General features: G+C 30.9%; 17 protein-coding genes. 4 read left to right on the forward strand and 13 right to left on the reverse strand.

Annotation, left to right across the window (positions count from 1 at the left end; translation table 11 throughout):
- The first annotated feature begins 156 nt into the window (after positions 1-156).
- The gene (locus JJD95_RS11915; protein ID WP_291643247.1) at positions 157-1,515 is read left to right on the forward strand and encodes an MATE family efflux transporter; all 1,359 of its coding nucleotides are present in this window, start codon (positions 157-159) and stop codon (positions 1,513-1,515) included.
- 54 nt (positions 1,516-1,569) lie between these two features.
- Here the strand turns inward: JJD95_RS11915 and JJD95_RS11920 are convergent, their stop codons facing one another.
- Entirely contained in the window at positions 1,570-1,809 is a 240-nt protein-coding gene (locus JJD95_RS11920; protein ID WP_291643248.1) for a TIGR04540 family protein, read from the reverse strand.
- Positions 1,810-1,996: 187 nt separating this feature from the next.
- On the opposite strand from JJD95_RS11920, the gene JJD95_RS11925 reads away from it, so the two are divergent.
- Complete coding sequence (locus tag JJD95_RS11925; RefSeq protein WP_291643249.1) at positions 1,997-2,983, forward strand: DUF4041 domain-containing protein; 987 nt, start codon at positions 1,997-1,999, stop codon at positions 2,981-2,983.
- A gap of 123 nt (positions 2,984-3,106) precedes the next feature.
- Here JJD95_RS11925 and deoD read toward each other — a convergent pair whose 3' ends face one another.
- Positions 3,107-3,820, reverse strand: a complete 714-nt coding sequence (gene deoD / locus JJD95_RS11930) for a purine-nucleoside phosphorylase (protein WP_291643250.1) — start codon at positions 3,818-3,820, stop codon at positions 3,107-3,109.
- Positions 3,821-3,950: 130 nt separating this feature from the next.
- Complete coding sequence (locus JJD95_RS11935) at positions 3,951-5,105, reverse strand: ribose-phosphate pyrophosphokinase (protein ID WP_291643251.1); 1,155 nt, start codon at positions 5,103-5,105, stop codon at positions 3,951-3,953.
- A gap of 123 nt (positions 5,106-5,228) precedes the next feature.
- On the opposite strand from JJD95_RS11935, the gene nudC reads away from it, so the two are divergent.
- Both nudC and JJD95_RS11945 read left to right on the forward strand, forming a co-directional pair.
- Complete coding sequence (gene nudC / locus JJD95_RS11940; protein ID WP_291643252.1) at positions 5,229-6,056, forward strand: NAD(+) diphosphatase; 828 nt, start codon at positions 5,229-5,231, stop codon at positions 6,054-6,056.
- Between the two features lie 83 nt (positions 6,057-6,139).
- Entirely contained in the window at positions 6,140-7,315 is a 1,176-nt protein-coding gene (locus JJD95_RS11945; protein ID WP_291643253.1) for a DUF4317 family protein, read from the forward strand.
- A 33-nt stretch (positions 7,316-7,348) separates the two neighbouring features.
- On the opposite strand, the gene JJD95_RS11950 is transcribed toward JJD95_RS11945, so the two are convergent.
- From JJD95_RS11950 to JJD95_RS11995, 10 genes are all read right to left on the reverse strand, one after another.
- Complete coding sequence (locus JJD95_RS11950) at positions 7,349-8,044, reverse strand: response regulator (RefSeq protein ID WP_291643254.1); 696 nt, start codon at positions 8,042-8,044, stop codon at positions 7,349-7,351.
- Positions 8,037-9,620, reverse strand: a complete 1,584-nt coding sequence (locus tag JJD95_RS11955) for a sensor histidine kinase (RefSeq protein WP_291643255.1) — start codon at positions 9,618-9,620, stop codon at positions 8,037-8,039. The genes JJD95_RS11950 and JJD95_RS11955 overlap by 8 nt, the downstream gene beginning before the upstream one ends.
- Positions 9,621-9,643: 23 nt before the next feature.
- Positions 9,644-9,991: an FMN-binding protein gene (locus tag JJD95_RS11960; protein ID WP_291643256.1), complete on the reverse strand. Its 348-nt coding sequence runs from the start codon at positions 9,989-9,991 to the stop codon at positions 9,644-9,646.
- 86 nt (positions 9,992-10,077) lie between these two features.
- On the reverse strand, positions 10,078-10,821 hold the full coding sequence (locus tag JJD95_RS11965) for an ABC transporter permease (protein WP_291643257.1): 744 nt from the start codon (positions 10,819-10,821) through the stop codon (positions 10,078-10,080).
- A 1-nt stretch (position 10,822) separates the two neighbouring features.
- Positions 10,823-11,569 carry an ATP-binding cassette domain-containing protein gene (locus tag JJD95_RS11970; protein WP_291643258.1) on the reverse strand — a complete coding sequence of 249 codons (747 nt, stop codon included), beginning with the start codon at positions 11,567-11,569 and terminating at the stop codon, positions 10,823-10,825.
- The gene (locus tag JJD95_RS11975; protein WP_291643259.1) at positions 11,566-12,147 is read right to left on the reverse strand and encodes a UbiX family flavin prenyltransferase; all 582 of its coding nucleotides are present in this window, start codon (positions 12,145-12,147) and stop codon (positions 11,566-11,568) included. Before JJD95_RS11975 ends, JJD95_RS11970 begins: the two co-directional genes overlap by 4 nt.
- Before the next feature lie 16 nt (positions 12,148-12,163).
- Positions 12,164-13,021, reverse strand: a complete 858-nt coding sequence (locus JJD95_RS11980; protein ID WP_291643260.1) for a UbiA-like polyprenyltransferase — start codon at positions 13,019-13,021, stop codon at positions 12,164-12,166.
- Positions 13,002-14,447, reverse strand: a complete 1,446-nt coding sequence (locus JJD95_RS11985; protein ID WP_291643261.1) for a menaquinone biosynthesis decarboxylase — start codon at positions 14,445-14,447, stop codon at positions 13,002-13,004. Before JJD95_RS11985 ends, JJD95_RS11980 begins: the two co-directional genes overlap by 20 nt.
- A 24-nt stretch (positions 14,448-14,471) precedes the next feature.
- On the reverse strand, positions 14,472-15,443 hold the full coding sequence (locus JJD95_RS11990) for a polyprenyl synthetase family protein (RefSeq protein ID WP_291643262.1): 972 nt from the start codon (positions 15,441-15,443) through the stop codon (positions 14,472-14,474).
- Between the two features lie 150 nt (positions 15,444-15,593).
- Entirely contained in the window at positions 15,594-17,444 is a 1,851-nt protein-coding gene (locus JJD95_RS11995; protein WP_291643263.1) for an FAD-dependent oxidoreductase, read from the reverse strand.
- Positions 17,445-17,647 lie beyond the last annotated feature (203 nt).

The following is a 17,647-nucleotide window of genomic DNA, read 5'->3' on the forward strand; positions in this document are numbered from 1 at the left end:
CAGAGAAGCAGATCTTCAGCTGTGGATCTCAAAATAAAACCTCCCATCGACTACTTTATCAAAGTATATCAAACAGGAGGTTAATTTACATTACGGTGTTTGTTCCATCGCTTACTGAAGGCATACCACCTTTTATAAATTTTGGGGGATTAATGTATGAATATGAATGAGCGAAAGAATCTTGTCTTAAAAGGTTCAATGTATAAAGTAATAATAACTTTGGCAGCACCAATAATGCTTAGTAATCTAATGCAAACTCTATATAGTTTAATTGATGGAATATGGGTAAGCAAACTTGGCTCAATACAATTTGCCGCAATATCCTTTGTATGGCCAGTTGTCTTTCTATTTATTTCTGTAGGCGTTGGCTTATTTATTGCTGGAACATCAATTTTGTCTCAATTTATTGGTGCATCAAAATACCACAAAGCATCACAATACGCTTCTCAGCTTATTGCAATTGCAACTCTATTTGGCCTTTGTTTTTCATTTGTAGGATATTTAGTGAGCCCAATTATTATAAATCTTATGGGAGCAAGCGGTGAACTAGCACGTTTTAGTGAAGTGTTCTTAAGAATCACATTTTTTGATATGCCCTTCACCTTTTTATTTTTCTGCTTTAATGCCATTATGAGTTCTGAAGGTAATACTCTAACACCAACAATATTAATTTCTATAAGTGTTATTATAAATGCTATCCTAGACCCTATTTTTATTTTCACCTTTAATATGGGAATAGCAGGAGCGCCTGTAGCTACGATTATTTCAAAGATACTTCTGGCCAGTGCTGGATTATATATGCTTCATAAATCCACATCGCAAATAAAACCAAGCTTTAAAAAATTCAAATTTGATAGAAACATCCTAAGTGAAATATTTAAGGTTTCAATCCCCTCTACTATTGGTCAAACTGGCGCTGCTCTTGGGTTTATAATACTTAATGGATTTATTGTATCTTATGGAACTGCAACTCTTGCAGCCTTTGGTATGGTGAATAGAATAACTTCTCTTATTATGCAACCAGCCATGGGCATAGGAGCATCATTAACAGCTATCGTTGGCCAAAATATTGGTTCGTCGAAGTTAACCAGAGTTCATGAGGCTTTTGTTAAGGCATTAAAACTTACCATAACTATTTCAATTATAGGATGTATAGTTCTTATTTGGAAAAATAAAGACATAGTGAATTTTTTTATACGCTCAAAGGATGATAATCAAGTTATATCTGAGGCCATTACTTATTTAACATATATTTCGTTTTCTATGCCCCTAATGGGTATCCTAAGCGTATTTCAAGGTATATTTCAAGGCTCAGGTCACACAAAATACTCTATGAGTATGGATATAGGAAGGCTCTGGTTTGTAAGACTTCCTATGATACTTCTTTTTAAATATTTTACAACAGTTGGCTCAAAAGGAATATGGATTTCAATGAGCTCTAGTAATTTAATTATCTGTTTATATGGATATTATCTTTATAAAAAAGGAAATTGGCAGACAACAATACTTAAGTGAATTAAATAAATTACATCAAAAAAACGTGGATGATTCCACGTTTTTTTATGTAATTTATTCATTAAGTCTTTCTGAATAAATTTCATTAATAATTTCTACTCTTTCCCTACCTAATATATAAGAAATTTTTGTAGATATATTGCCATCCTTGTAAATTCTATCTTCATTTGAATTAAACAAGATAGTTATTTTTGCTCTTAGCTTTTCATATGTGATAACACTGTCTAAATATAAATCTATTAAATCTTTTAAACACATTGCAAGTTCTTTTGGATCCTTGTAAACTTTTCTCATATAGTACTCCTTAATAATCATTTTAGTAAGTCATTTTTTCTTATGTATGCCCCCATATTATACACTAATATGCTTATAATTTAAAGATATCTTGTAGGAATGTTTTATATTGGATGCCATTACCATATTTATAAACGATTTTTATGTGGTATAATGTAAATTAATTAAGAAATAGGGAGGTTTTTCAATGGCAATACTTACGTCTATTAAGGATGCTTTTAACGCACAACAATATAAATCTGATATCGAAAAACTAATGGAGGAAAATAAAAATTTAAAATATATAAAACTAACCCCAACTCAACTAGGAATGAGTCAAATTTTAGCTAAAACCAAAGAACTTGAAGTGGAACTGGAGGGATATTCTAAATTAATTGAAACAAAAACAAAAGATATCGAAGATCTTAATGCCGAATATAATAGCCAAGCTGTATACCAATCTAAAGATTTTGAACAGAAATCAAATGAATATGATAATTTAATCCTATTAAAAAGCAAGGTTCTTGAAGATAAATCTAATGAATATGATGAATTCGTTGAAAAGAAAAGTAAAGAGTATGAGGATTTAATTGGGCTTAAATCCAGTGAACTGGAAGAGAAATCAAATGAGTTCAAAATTTTAATGGAAACTAAAACGCAAGCTATTGAAGAACTTAATTTAGAATATAATAATGTGAAAACATGCGTAGATACTTTAAAGTCTCAAATAATAACCTTAGATGGTGATATTTTAATGCAAAGCTTTGGAATTTCTAAACCTAAATATAATTTAATGGAATCAGAAAAGTCTTCGAAAATGTTACAGGAAATAAGAGAAAAGCAAATGAGCATGATTAAATCTAAGGAAGCTGTAGAATTCAAACAATGGATTGTAAATGGAAATATAAATGAAAATAATCAAGAAGTCGATAATACCACAGAAGACATGATTAAACTAGTTCTTAGAATTTTTAATAATGAGTGTGATTCTATAATTGATAAGGTGAAATACAGTAATTTAAAAGTAATAGAATCTATAATCAAAAAATTCTTTGAAGATTTGAATAAACTTGGTAATATAACACAAGTTAAGATATCCTCTAAGTTTTTTAATACTAAACTAGAAGAACTTTACCTTTGCTATGAATCTAAACTAAAAAAGCAGGAGGAATTGGAGGAACAAAGAAGATTATAGAATTAAAAACCTTACATATATACCTATAATAAGAAAGATCCTCAATAATTTTTTATTAAGGATCTTTCTTATTAATAATTCAAAACTTTTATATAAAACTTGCCCCTTGCCACATGGGTGGCACTATTCTGCCATTTCTAAAGCTATTTTCATCATATTAGTAAATGCACCTTGTCTTTCTTCAGATGTAGTTAACTCACGAGTTACTAAATTATCCGATACTGTTAATAAACAAGCTGCTTTTTTACCCGATATATTTGCATTGTGAAATAGTGCAAAAGATTCCATTTCTACTGAAGTACAACCGTGGTTTTTATAAATATCTTTATAATCATCAAAATTCTCACGGTAAAATACATCAGAGGAGTGAACTATATGTTTATGAACTTTAATATCTAATTCCTCAGCAATTTTTTCTAACTTGCTATTTAATTCAGGTGATGCAGCAATAATGTCAGATTCATATCCACTTTGAACTTTTGCATAACTAGATTCACTAAAAGCCTGCGTTACCAAAATCACATCATATAAATTTAAATCAGCAGTATAAGCACCGCATGAACCGATTCGTATAATACTTTCTACACCATAAAAATTAAATAGCTCATATGAGTAGATACCAATACTGGCCATACCCATACCACTAGCCATTACAGAAATTTTACGTCCTTTATATGTACCCGTGTATCCAAACATATTACGTACATTATTAAATTTTTGAACGTTCTCTAAAAATGTCTCTGCAATAAATTGTGCACGTAATGGATCACCTGGCATTAATACAGTTTTTGCAATGATTCCTTCTTCTTTTACTTCAATATGTGCTGTTGGTATCATATTGAACCCTCCTTATAATAATATTTTAATAACTTATTAGTAAAATTTAATGATACATTAATTATTATAACAATTAAAAACTAATAACAAATGACATATGTCACTTTTCCACAATATTTGTTGCAATTTTTTAAGAAGTTCTATTATTTAATAAGTTTTTTATGCGATTAGTAACGTCAAGTAGCGGCGCTATTGATCTATCATAATTTAAGTTATCAATTATATCAGCTATAAACTGTGACATATCAGCCTCACGGAACCATTTAGCTTCTTTAACCTCTTTAGGAAGATAGGTTAAATTTGTTGAATATATTTTTTCAATTAAACCCTCTTCATAAAATTTATTAAACTTTTCAATGCCTTCTGTAAATAGTGCAAAAGTTGCTGTAACAAATATTCTATTAGCTTTACGCTTTTTAAGTTCTAGTACTATATCAAATACTGATTCACCTGAAGCTATCATGTCATCAACTATGAGTACATCCTGTCCTTCAACTTCTCTTCCCATATATTCATGCTGCACTATTGGATTTCTACCATTTACTACTTTTGAATGGTCTCTTCTTTTATAGAAAAGCCCAATGTCAAGACCAAGCACACTAGAGTAATACACTGCTCTATCCATTGCACCGGTGTCTGGGCTTATTACTAACATCTTCGTTTTATCTATTAATAGATCAGGCTCCTCTTGTAGAATCATTTTCACAATTTCATATGTTGGGTATAAATTATCAAAAGATATAAGTGGTATTGCATTTTGAACGTTTGGATCATGAACATCAAAGGTTATAATGTCATTAACACCTAATTTTTCTAGTTCTTTAAGTCCCATAGCACAATCAAGAGACTCTCTATGCTTTCTTTTATGTTGCCTACTTGCATATAGTAATGGCATTATTACTGTTATTCTTCTTGCTTTTCCACCTAAGGCAGACAAAACTCTTTTTAAATCCTGAAAATGATCATCTGGACTTTTATGGTTTTCAAAACCAAACATTTTATATGTACAACTATAATTTCCTACATCACATAATATAAATATATCTTTTCCTCTAACAGTATCTTCTATAATAATTTTACCTTCACCGTTTGAAAATCTTATATCCTTCATTTTTATGAGAAAAGAATTATCTTCACCCTGGGCATAATTTACCGATTCACTTACATATTCCATACGTTTCTTCATTAAAATATCATTAATGCTATTGCTCAGCTCAGAACTACTTTCTAATGCCATAATTCCTATATTACAATAAGGAATACTAGGTGATTCTTTAATATCCATATAATACCTCCTTCAAATACAAATACTACTCGCCTATAATTTTACCATATATACAATGGTATATGCTATAATTATATAAAATCAAAAAGTTATATACAATTATAGATTGGAGATATGATGTCAATGCAGACAGATGAAAATACAACGAATTTTATACCAGCAGTGGAGCTATTATCACCTAAAACAAATGTGGATATTTATTTTTTGTTTTATAAAAATGAGTTATTAGTTAAATCTAAAGATAATAGTGCAGTAATACCCACTTTTATAGACTTAGAGAATTTAGAATTAATCAGTATTCAATACTTTGGATCTATAAATGGCCTAAATTGCTTTTGTGGGCAATTAGATAAAGATACTATAATCCCTAGTAGTATGTATTTCAGCAAACTTAAAGCTCTTACTCATAAATTATCGGAAGATATGTTTTGGATTAGTGGTAGAGCAATTCAAATAGTAAACTTTTACACTGCTCACAAATATTGCGGTATATGTGGCTCTCTTACTCATAATCTAGAGGGCGAAAGAGCTATGAAGTGTCCAAAATGCAACTTTGTAAATTACCCTAGGATTTCACCAGCCATAATAGTGGCTGTAATTAAAGAAAACAAATTGCTTCTTGCTCATAATAACGGATTCCCTAAGGATTTATATAGTGTAGTTGCCGGTTTTGTAGAGGCGGGAGAAACTCTTGAAGATTGTGTTATTCGCGAGGTTAGTGAAGAAACAGGAATCAATGTTAAAAATATAAAATATTTTGGGAATCAACCCTGGCCTTTCCCAAATTCTTTAATGATAGGATTTACTGCAGAATATGAAAGCGGTGAAATTAACGTTGATGGAAAAGAGATTGACAGTGCTAACTTTTATACCTCCCGTGATATGCCTTTGACACCTGATAGTATAAGCATAGCTAAAAAATTAATAGACTGGTTTACTAAAAATTATTAACCTTAAACAAAACAAATAGAAGTAAATTTTATGTTATAATTTTATATATATAACCGAAAATAACAGCGAAAAGAGGTTTAATAATGAATAAAAAAGAGTTAGCAAACATAAGAAAAGAGTTTAAATTAGATAGCGGCATGATGAAAATTCAGGAGATTTATAGTGTTTATCTTAAAAAAGATAATGTACAAATTGACTTTGAACCAGTTATTCATTCAGAATTTGATTTTTTTGACAGAATGGATATGGATAAAAAAGAATTATTCCTAGGTAATTTTAAAAAAGTACTTACTGGTGCTCTTGATACTAAAATTTTCGAATTAGACTTTGAAAATATAGAAGAAGATAATAACACTCAAAAACTTTTAGGCAGTGCTTTAAAAGAAACTAATAAAGAAGAAATACAAATCTGCATTAATAAGCTTATTGAAAAAATTGCATCTAACTATAAATATGATACTGATGTGGTTGTTACTTTTGTTAAAGCTGAGTACTGGCTTGGATCAAACCATAAAAATTTAGATGCCGATGAAAGTATTGATGATGCAGTACAAGCCTTTAATTTTATTTTATCAAGTGTAAACAAAATAGATATTCCAAAAAGAACTTTAAAGTATGACTATAACGATAAGGAATTTAGAGCTAATTCAGCTTTAGATACAGTTATAAATCTTAATGCACCTTTAGAGGGGTTCATGTTCCCTAGTCTTACCAATGGGTATTCCGACATTAATAAAATATTATATTATGCTTCAAAACCTAAGGAATTAAATATTCCTTTTATTGAGAATGTTCTTAACTGTGGTTTCAAATTTACTGCTGAAGACGAAAAAAATTGTTTTAGTGATATATTGAAATCTATAATCGGAGATAAGATTAAGCCTGAACTTATGCAGGATATTTATGCTAATATATATGAACTTGCACAGCAAGCGGAGGGCGGAGAGACTCCTATTCTTGGGATGATGGATGTTAAAAATATCCTTAATAATTGTGGTGCAGAGGTTTTATCCGATATAGAAATTGCATTTGAAGAAACCTGTGGTAGCAAGTACGATTTTAAGATAAATAATATTTTACCTGACTTTAATTCGAAATCACTTAAGATTACTTGTGAAACTGCAAATATTGCTTTAACTCCTAAGGATCTCAATTCAGTTAAGCAGGTAAAAAATAAGGATGGCAGAAGATGCCTACTTATTGAAATTGATGAAGATATTATCATAGATGGATTTAAATTAGAAACTGAAGAATTTTAATTAAAAGAGAATATTAATGCGTGTATTATAGCACTAATATTCTCCTTTTATTCTATATTTATTTTTAGGCCTACCCACTTTACCATATTCCATTTCAACCAAAAGTTTTTCTTCTTTCTCCAAATAATCTAGATATCTTCGAGCAGTTATTCTGGAAACTCCTATGTTTTTTGCCATCTCATCGGATGTAAAAGTATTGTTTTCCATGTCAGATATACCCACTAATATTTTTTCGTAAGTGTATTGATTAAACCCCTTAATGTCTCCAATATAATCATCATATTCTATAACATGTTTCTTTTCTTTCATTGTATATTTATCAATAATTCCCTGGTCCATACTATCAATGTTTTTAAAACTATTCTTTCTGCTTCTAAATTGAAGCAATGCTTCCTTAAATCTATTAAATATAAAGGGCTTTACTAAATAATCCACTGCACCATATCTAAAAGACTCTTCTATGGTATCTGTGCTCCTATCTGCAGTTATTAGTATAGCATCACATTTGAAATTTTCTAGTCGTGTCCACTTTAATAGGTCTGTTCCTTTACCTTGTGGTAAAAAAACATCTAATAATATTAAGTCTACTTGACCACTTAATATAACTTCTTTTGCCTTTTCAATTGAATTAACTGAAGCATATAGCTCAAATCCCTCTACTTTTTTTAAAAATTTTTCATTAATCTCTCTAACCATTGGATCATCTTCAACAATAAGAACCTTAATCATTCTTTCCACCCCTCTTCATTGGTATATATATATCCCATATAGTTCCATTATCTTGCAGAATATTTATACTGCCACCAGCATCTTCTATTATTTGCTTAACAATACTAAGCCCAAAGCCTCTATTGCCATCTTTAGTTGTAAACCCACGAGTAAAAACACTTCCTATTATATCTTCGCTAATTCCAGGACCATTATCACTAATCCTTATTGTAAGTGCTCCATTAGAAGAATTTAAAAGTATATATATCTTACCATTCTCAAATTTCACTAATTCTTCAATGGAATTTTCTATTAAATTTCCAATAACAGAGCAAATTTCATCTTCTGTTATGGTTTTAGGAATTTTATCTAGATAAGAATTTGAATCGATCTCTACTGAAATTTTAGCTTCTGTTGCCTTATTATATTTTGCAAGCAACAGACCTGCTATATGCACATATTTAATTCTTTTGCAGATGATATCAGAAACTTCTTGTCGAACTTTGGCTATATCACTAATGTATTCAACCACTTCATCATATTCTTCTAACTGTATAAGTCCTGAAATAGTATGAAGTTTATTCATAAATTCATGGTTTTGCGCTCTTAGGGCACTGGTCATTTTTTTAATTCCAGTTAATTCTTCAGCCATATGTTTAACTTCCGTTAAGTCCTGAAAACTGGATACAACACCTATAATTTCATCTTTAGGATTTTTAAGTAAGCTATGACTGCACATTAGGGTTTTATCAGAGCACATTTTAATTTCTTGATTGTATACTGCCTCTTCATTTTTAAGTACATGCATAATTTCCTCTGAATACTTCATGTTCAAACCAGAAATATATTTACCTATATCTTCATCTTCTAGATTTAACATTTCCTTAGCTATTTTATTAAAGAGTATTACTTTACCGTCACCATCAGTAGCTATAATCCCATTTTTCAGATTCTGTAAAATCAAATCCTTTTGTCCCAGTAGAAGTGCTATTTCCTTTGGCTCTAATCCAAATATACTTTTTTTTATTGAATTTGCTAAAAGTGCCGCAGCTACTATTCCAAGTAATAATCCGACCACTAAAGATATCTTTAAATAAAGCATATGAACGCCAAGTTCAGCGTATACCGTAGCTGTTAAAAGGCCAACTAAAACCGCTCCTACTTGCTTTCCATTATAATATATGGGTACGAAGGCTCTTAATGCAGAGAACAACACATTTTTATCCTTAGCAACGTAAGATTCACCTTTTGTAAGCACATGTTTTTCTCCGCCGTCAGCATATTTTTTACCTAAGGAACGTCCATAAGGATAGGAGTATTTTATTCCCTCCATATCCATAACAATAATATATTGAAATCTTGTTTTTTCTCTAAAGCTTTCTATAGTATCTTGAACTGTTTTATAATCTTTTGAAGTTGCTAGTGTTTCTTCAATTTTATCAATAGAAGCAATAGTTACAGCTAAATCCATAGCATTATTTCCCATTTGAGTTTCCACAGAATTTTGAACTTGATAATAAGAAACAATTCCAATGCCACCAATTACAATGAATATTATAATGCTTATAAATATTGTTAATCTATACTGTAATTTCAATAACATTTCACCTCATATTATTATTATTTTAATGTCGCTTTACTTAATCCATCCTTTATGGCTTTAATAAGTGCTTTACTTGTATATGTAGCTCCTGCCACAACGTCAACATCTGGAGAATTTTCCTTTATTACGCTTGCCGGAATTTTTTTGTAAACTATGTCAGCTACTACTGGAGTTTCTTGTTGCTCCAGTATTACAATTTCTTTAATTTCATATTGATCTGTTACTATTTGTATCTTTATATTTCCAATATGTCCCTCAGCGTTACCCTCATAGATTCCTTCTTTATAAATTATAGGTTTATCACCACAAGAAACTAATGTAACTATTAAAACTATTGTTAAAGCTAACCCTAATAATTTTTTCAAATAAGTATCCTCCTTATTAGGCGCATGTTGGAAGTTCATAGCCATTGATATAATTATATCATTATTAAACTACTATGTCATTTCACTTATTTCCAAGGACAAAATATCACCTCTAAAATATCAATTAAGATAAAGAAAAATACACCAACTATACTTAAAATCAAAATGCCCGAATACATTTGAATATAGTTTATCCTCATCCAAGAATCCATAATGAAATACCCCATGCCATATTCCGTTCCAAAATTTTCAGTAAAGAATAAAACAGATATTGCTGTGCCAATGCTTAATCTAAGTGATGTTAATATAGCATTAAGTATTCCTGGGAAAATAATTTCTTTTGCAATTTGATAATTTGTTGCTCCTAGAGAATACATCGGATAAAAAACCTCTTCAGGAATATTTTTCACCTCATCGCGTATATTAACCACTACAGGAAAAAATGTAATTAAAAAAATCATAACTATTTTTGTTAAGTCTCCTAACCCGAAAATAAGCATTACTATAGGAAGCAATGCAATTTTAGGAATTGGATAATTAAAATATACAATTGGTGATAATATTAAATCAATTTTTTTAAAGTAACCCATTAAAATCCCTATTGGTATACCAATTGCCAAAGTAAACAATAGACCCACTATTATTCTATTAAAACTGTAGATAACATGGATTGCAATGTCATGTCGAAAAGTATTAAATATATTTATTAATATATCAAAGGGCTGTGGAAATAATGGCTTATTAATAAACATAGCCGCTATTTGCCACAATGCAAAAATGATAAAAAAAGCAATAACAAAATTAATTATTTTATATTCTTTAAGTTTCATTTTATCTATCCCCTTTAAGAATTTTCCTGAGTTTACTGTTCATTTGTATGTACTCTAAATCAACTTCTGTATTTTCTGTTCCAAACAATGGATTATGAATAACTTGTAGTATTTTCCCTGGGGTGGAAGATATTATAGCTATATCCTTAGCTAAATATATTGCTTCATTAATATCATGGGTTACAAGTATAGTGGTAACCTTATGTTCTTCCCAAACTTCTAAAAATAATTTTTGAACTTCCTCTCTAGTCATAGCATCTAATGCTGAAAAAGATTCATCCATTAAAAGTAGTTCAGGTTTTAGAAGTAGTGCCCTGGCCATGGACACTCTCTGCATTTGTCCTCCGCTTAGCTCGTGCGGATACCTTTTAACAAGGCCACAAAGATTTAACTCCTTTAATAGTTTTTTATAGAAATCCATATCTATATTTTTCTTTCCATCTTTAATTTTTGCTGAAAGAAATATGTTTTCTTCTACGGTTTTCCATTTAACTAGTCCATAATTTTGAGGTATTAAACCTATTCTATTTACTTTAGGATCTACTTTTTTCCCATCTATTAAAACGTCGCCAGTATAATCTAAAATAATTCCTGCTAGAACTTTTAATAAAGTAGATTTGCCTCCACCTGAGGGACCGATTACAGCACATATTTCCCCTTTTTTTACTGATAAATTTGCATTGTCTATTACCATTGTTACTTTATTCATATTTTTATAACAAACTTTTAAGTTATTTATTTTTATCATTTATTTCCGCTCCACTCATGGTATAAATCACTCTCCACATTTAAGCTTGCAAGGATTCTTCCTACAGTGGTATTTACGATATCTTCAATGGTTTTAGGCTTTTGATAAAAAGCTGGCATGGGTGGTATTATTGTAACATTTAAGTTACTTAAAAAAAGCATGTTCTTAAGATGGATAGAACTAAGAGGAGTCTCTCTTGGAATCAAAATCAACTTTCTTTTTTCTTTAATCATTACATCCGCAGCTCTCACTAGTAAATTATCCGAGCTTCCATTACTTATTTTTGATAGAGTTCCCATTGAACAAGGTACAATTACCATTCCATCAGTCTTAAAGGAACCACTTGCAATACATGAAAACATATCAGCTATAGCACATAATTTTAGCTTGCACTTATTTTTATTAATATTTTCAAACCATTTTTCAAAATCTATTTCAACCTCATACTCTAAAACTTTTCTACCATTGTCTGTAATAACTAAGAAAATTTCATTATCCGCTTTTGTTAATTCTTCTATAAGCCTCACACCGTAAATACTTCCACTAGCTCCGGTGATCCCAACTATATATTTACCCATATAAATCACCTCTTATCTATAATATAAAAAAATCTAATACTGTAAAAACAAATATTAAAACACTTACAACTTGATTTATGTTATAAGAAGCAAGTTTCATCTTTTTTTCATTTGAAGGAGATACAATATAATGTTCTAGGGCTAACAAAATAGCACTTATTAAAATACCAAACAAATATATTAAGCCTAAATGCATTATAAAATATAAGCTAATTAAAAGCAAAATAGTAATAAAATGAAACAATGATGATATATATAACGATCCCTTTAAACCAAATTTAGCAGGGATAGAAAACAGTCCTGATTTTCTATCAAACTCAATATCTTGCGTTGCATAAATTATATCAAAACCCGCTACCCACAAGGTTACAACCGCACCTAAAATAATTGGTGCTATGCCAAATTCACCTGTTACTGCAAGCCATGCTCCTACAGGAGCTCCAGCGCAGGTAACACCTAAAACTATATGACATATCCAAGTGAATCTTTTAGTATAAGAATAAATTATAAATAGAAAAAGCGCTACCGGTGATAGAACAAAACAAAGAGGATTTAATTCATAGGCTGCTAAAATAAATATAGAAAAGCATAAAAGCACAATACCAAAAGCTTCATAACTTTTCACCTCCCCTTTTGGCATATGTCTATTTGCTGTTCTAGGGTTCTTTCTATCAATATCCTTATCAACTATTCTATTAAGAGCATTCGCTCCATTTCTAGCTCCCATAAGTGCAACCAATATCCAAAATATTGTAGCAGCTGAAGGTAACCCATCAGCTGCCCAAATCATTGCAATTAGTGCGAAAGGAAGGGAAAAAAGCGAATGCGAAAACATAACTAACTCACCATAGCTTTTAATTTTCTTTAATACCATATTTTTCCCACCTCGCATCTACCAATTCCTTAATTTCCTTGGACATTTCTATATCATCTGGCCAAGGCCTTGTATGACCTTCTGTAGGCCATTTTTTTGTAGCATCTATACCTAGTCTAGAACCATAATATGGAGTGTTTGAAGCATGATCTAGCGCATCTAAAGGCCCTTCTGAAATTACTAAATCTCTACTTGGGTCTATATTGTTAAATACTTTCCAAGCAACGGTTGATATATCCGTTGGATCTATATTTTCATCTACAACTATAATCATTTTTGTATACATCATTTGTCCTAGGCCCCAAAGTGCATTCATTATTTTTTGAGCATGTTTTGGGTAGGATTTTTTAATAGAAACAATAACACAATTATGGAATACACCTTCCAAAGGGAAATTCATGTCTATTATTTCAGGACATTGAACCTTTATTAAAGGTAAAAAAATTCGTTCTGTAGCTTTTCCAAGGTAACAATCTTCCATAGGAGGCTTGCCTACAACTGTTGTAGGATACACTGGACATTTTTTTCTTGTGATTTTTTCAATATGAAACACTGGATACATATCTTCTAGAGAATAATATCCTGTATGGTCACCAAAGGGACCTTCTAGTCTTTTTTCATCTAAATCTACATAGCCCTCTAGTATAAATTCTGCATTAGCCGGCACATAAATATCATTAGTAATTGATTTAACTATTTCCACAGGTGATTTTCTAAGAAATCCAGCAAAAATCATTTCATCTATCATTTTAGGAAGCGGTGCAGTTGCTGCATATATAGTTGCTGGGTCACAACCGAGAGCTACTGATACAGGCATTTTCTTTCCAAGCTTTCTATATTTTTCATATATTTCTTTTCCGTCTTTATGTAGATGCCAATGCATACCAGTAGTATTCTTATCATAAACTTGAAGTCTATACATTCCAACATTTTGCTGATTAGTCTCTGGGTCAACTGTTATTACTAGAGGAAGTGTAATATACCGTCCCCCATCTTTTGGCCAGCACTTCAGTATAGGGAGTGTATCTAAATCGGCATCTTCTATTACCTCTTGGCAAGGAGCATTTTTTACTTTTTTAGGAAACACTTTTGCAAGCCTAGCAAGTTTAGGAATAGATTTCACCTTGTTAACTAAGGTTATATAATTTGAAACATCCATAAAATCCATTATAGTATCAGCGATATCATCAAGATTTTCTACTTCCAGCCCATAGTTCATTCGCTCGTAAGTTCCTAAAGAATTAATGAGTACAGGGTAATTAGAGTTTTTAACGTTTTTGAAAAGCAGTGCATTTCCGTGATTTTTTGAAACTCTGTCAGCTATTTCCGTAATTTCAAGGTCGCTGTCTACTTCTATTTGAATTTCATCCAGAAGTTTTTTTTCTTTCAAATGATGCATAAAATCCTGTAAATCTTTATAAGCCATAAATTCAGTCCTTTCTAGAAATCTTTAGGAATTACGATTTAATAATTTTTCTGTTATATCTTTAATTATTTTTTTACTTTCGCACTGTGGCAATTTCTCTATATAATCAAACGCTTTTTTTGTGTATTTATCAGCTAAATTTTTAGCTTTATCTATCCCATTAAATTTATTAACTAGAATAGTTATTTCTTTTACATTCTCTTCATTTAATGACGAGTTATCTAAAATAGTTGAAATTCTATTTTCTTTGTCTTCAGACATAGCATATATTAATGGTAGTGTATAATAACCTTTAATTAAGTCGATTTGAGCGGTTTTACCCAGTTTGGTAGTATCTCCACTGTAATCTAGCAAATCATCTATTATTTGGAAAGCCATTCCGATATAGTAGCCAACTCTTCCAAGTAGTTTTGAAGTTTTCTCAGTGCATTTCGATTCCCTTGCGCCAGTATAAAAACTAATAGCAAATAGCGCTGCTGTTTTTCCAGATATAACCTTTATGTATTTTTTAAGATTTGTATTTTTTACGTATCTCATATTATGTTGTATAATTTCACCCATACATATCTTAGATATAGCCTTTGAAATATCTTTTAAGTTTTCCGTAGAATAATTATATGATGCTAGCATTATAAAACATTGGCAAAATAAAAAATCTCCTATATACACTGCATATTCTTTACTATATTTGTGCTGTATAGTCTCTACGCCACGCCTTAGTTTAGATTCATCTATAACATCATCATGAACCAGTGTAGCCATATGCATCATTTCAATGGCTGCTGCTAAATTGTGCATTTTATCCTTGTCATACTCTCCAAATTTTGCTGCTAATAGTAAAAAAGCAGGTCTTAGCATCTTTCCTCCTGCGTTAACTAGTGGAGAAATAGCTTCATCAAACTCTTTCTCACTGGATTTCACATTATTCACAATTATTTTCTGTACAGCTTGTAATTCCTCTGTAATATCAGGGTAATTTTCCCATAATTCACTCATTTCATCACCTATGTCCAATTATTTTTTAATTTTTGTTGTTATGAAGATAATTCCTTATTATTACTATACCACTATAAAAACAAATGTCCTTTTAAAAATATTTAAAAGGACATTGGTTTTTTAAAAATTTAATTTTTATTTTTCTGTCTATTAATCAACATATAAATAAGATTTTTTTACCCATCCTATCCTCTTCCAGTATTTCTTTAAAATTGGTAGTACATAATAATCCATACCAAAAGTACTTCCTGATCCACCTATAAGCGCTACTCCAGCGGCTAAGTACCATAACATCTCGCTAGGCGCCATTCCTGAAGTCCATATCATAATACCCATAGCAATTGATGTTAGTGAAGCAATTGCACTGAATAGTCCAACTATCAGTAATAATCCTACCACTATTTCTGCAAGCACCATGCCTGTTTGGAAAACTGTAGCTAGACCTGTATATCCACCGTCTCCTGTATAAAAGAAAGTATCCATAGACCATTTAACTATTTTTTCTATAAATTCTGGCACCGGTAATGCTACCACTGCTGCTACCGTTGTTTCTGCTGCGCCTTCAACTGCAGCTGTTGCTGCGGATGCTCCATCAACTACTGGAGCAGGTATTAAGAAAATCTTTGTAGGATCATCTAATATCTTAGGTAATTTCGTAAGTCCTTCCGATAGCCACTTGTACCCAACGAACATTCTTAGTATTACTAACCAGAAATTTGGAGATGACTTTGAAAAATACCCACCCACAAGGCTTCTATTGTCTTTAACATGGAAAAACTCATGCATTAAGTATGACCAAGCTTTGTTAAATCCAGCAACCTGGATGAAATATACAAGGTTTATAAAGTGTTTAACAAATAATGCAAAGAATCCAGATAAACCAAAGAATTTAGTTCCTGCACCAACGTTTGCTACACCATATTTTCCGCCTATACATACCATTACACCATGGAACGAAGGTTTATAAGATTTCTTTTCCTTGCTTCCGTTTATATCGCTACAAATGTTATGTGCAATTATAGGGGCAGATTGTTCTGCGTTTTCAACCATCTGAGGAATAGGTCTTTCCTCGCCTTCAGGAATAAAGAAAATATTATCACCAACAATATAAACATTTTCATAGTCTAAAGATTGTAATTTATCGTTAGTTACTATTCTTTTTCTTCCCTTTTGTTCAATATCCATTTTTCCAACAATATCTGAGCCTTCAACACCAGCTGCCCAAATTACTGTGTCGGAATTAATGGTGCCTTTGTCTCCCATAGTAACAGAGTGCTCTGTAACTTCTGTAATACCAGAACCAGTGATTATTTGAACTCCTAATTTAACAAGCCTTTTTTTAGTTTTTTCAATTAACTTATCCGGTAAGTTAGGTAAAATTTTAGGCAGTGCATCTACTACGTATAACTTTACTTCTTCTTTGTCTATAACGAAATCTTTACATAATCTTTCTTTCCACTCAGCAAGTTCACCTATCATTTCAACGCCGGTGAAACCACCACCAACAACAACAAATGTTAGCATATTTTGTCTTTTCACTTTGTTTGTTTCTTTTACTGCTTTTCTAAACATTTTAAGGATATGCTCTTTTAACTCTACAGCATCCTCATATGACCATAATTTACGAGCATATTCCTCTGCACCTTTTGTACCAAAATAAGTTGGCTGACATCCAGCACCAATAACTAAATAATCATATTCGTATGTATTGTTTTCTGATTTTAATTTATTATTTTTAAAATCCAAATCAGTAATTTCATCTAGTACAACCTTTACCTTTCTTTTGGCAAATATTTTCTTTAGGTCAATTCTAATTGAATCCTCGGAAACTCTTCCTGCTGCAACTTCATGAAGTTCAGTAAGCAGAGTATGGTATGGTTTCCTATCGATGAGAGTAATTTCTACATTTTCATCTTTTTTAAATTTCTTAGCTAATTTTTTTGCTGTCAATACTCCACCGTAACCGCCGCCAAGAATAGCAATTCTTTTCTTTTCACTCATATTAAATCCCCCTTAGTTTAGATATTATTATTTATGGGATTGCATTTCATAAATATAATTCAAAATACGTTGTTAACATTTCATCTAGAAATTATTCTTTTCACTATCTTAGTTAAAATTTTATCATATTTTTTCACATTATTCATTAAAAAAAGCGATTTGGTCATTAATATTATATTTTGTTAATTTAGTTCATAGAACTA

This window comes from Clostridium sp. (assembly GCF_016650035.1).
GTDB lineage: Bacteria > Bacillota > Clostridia > Clostridiales > Clostridiaceae > Clostridium_AD.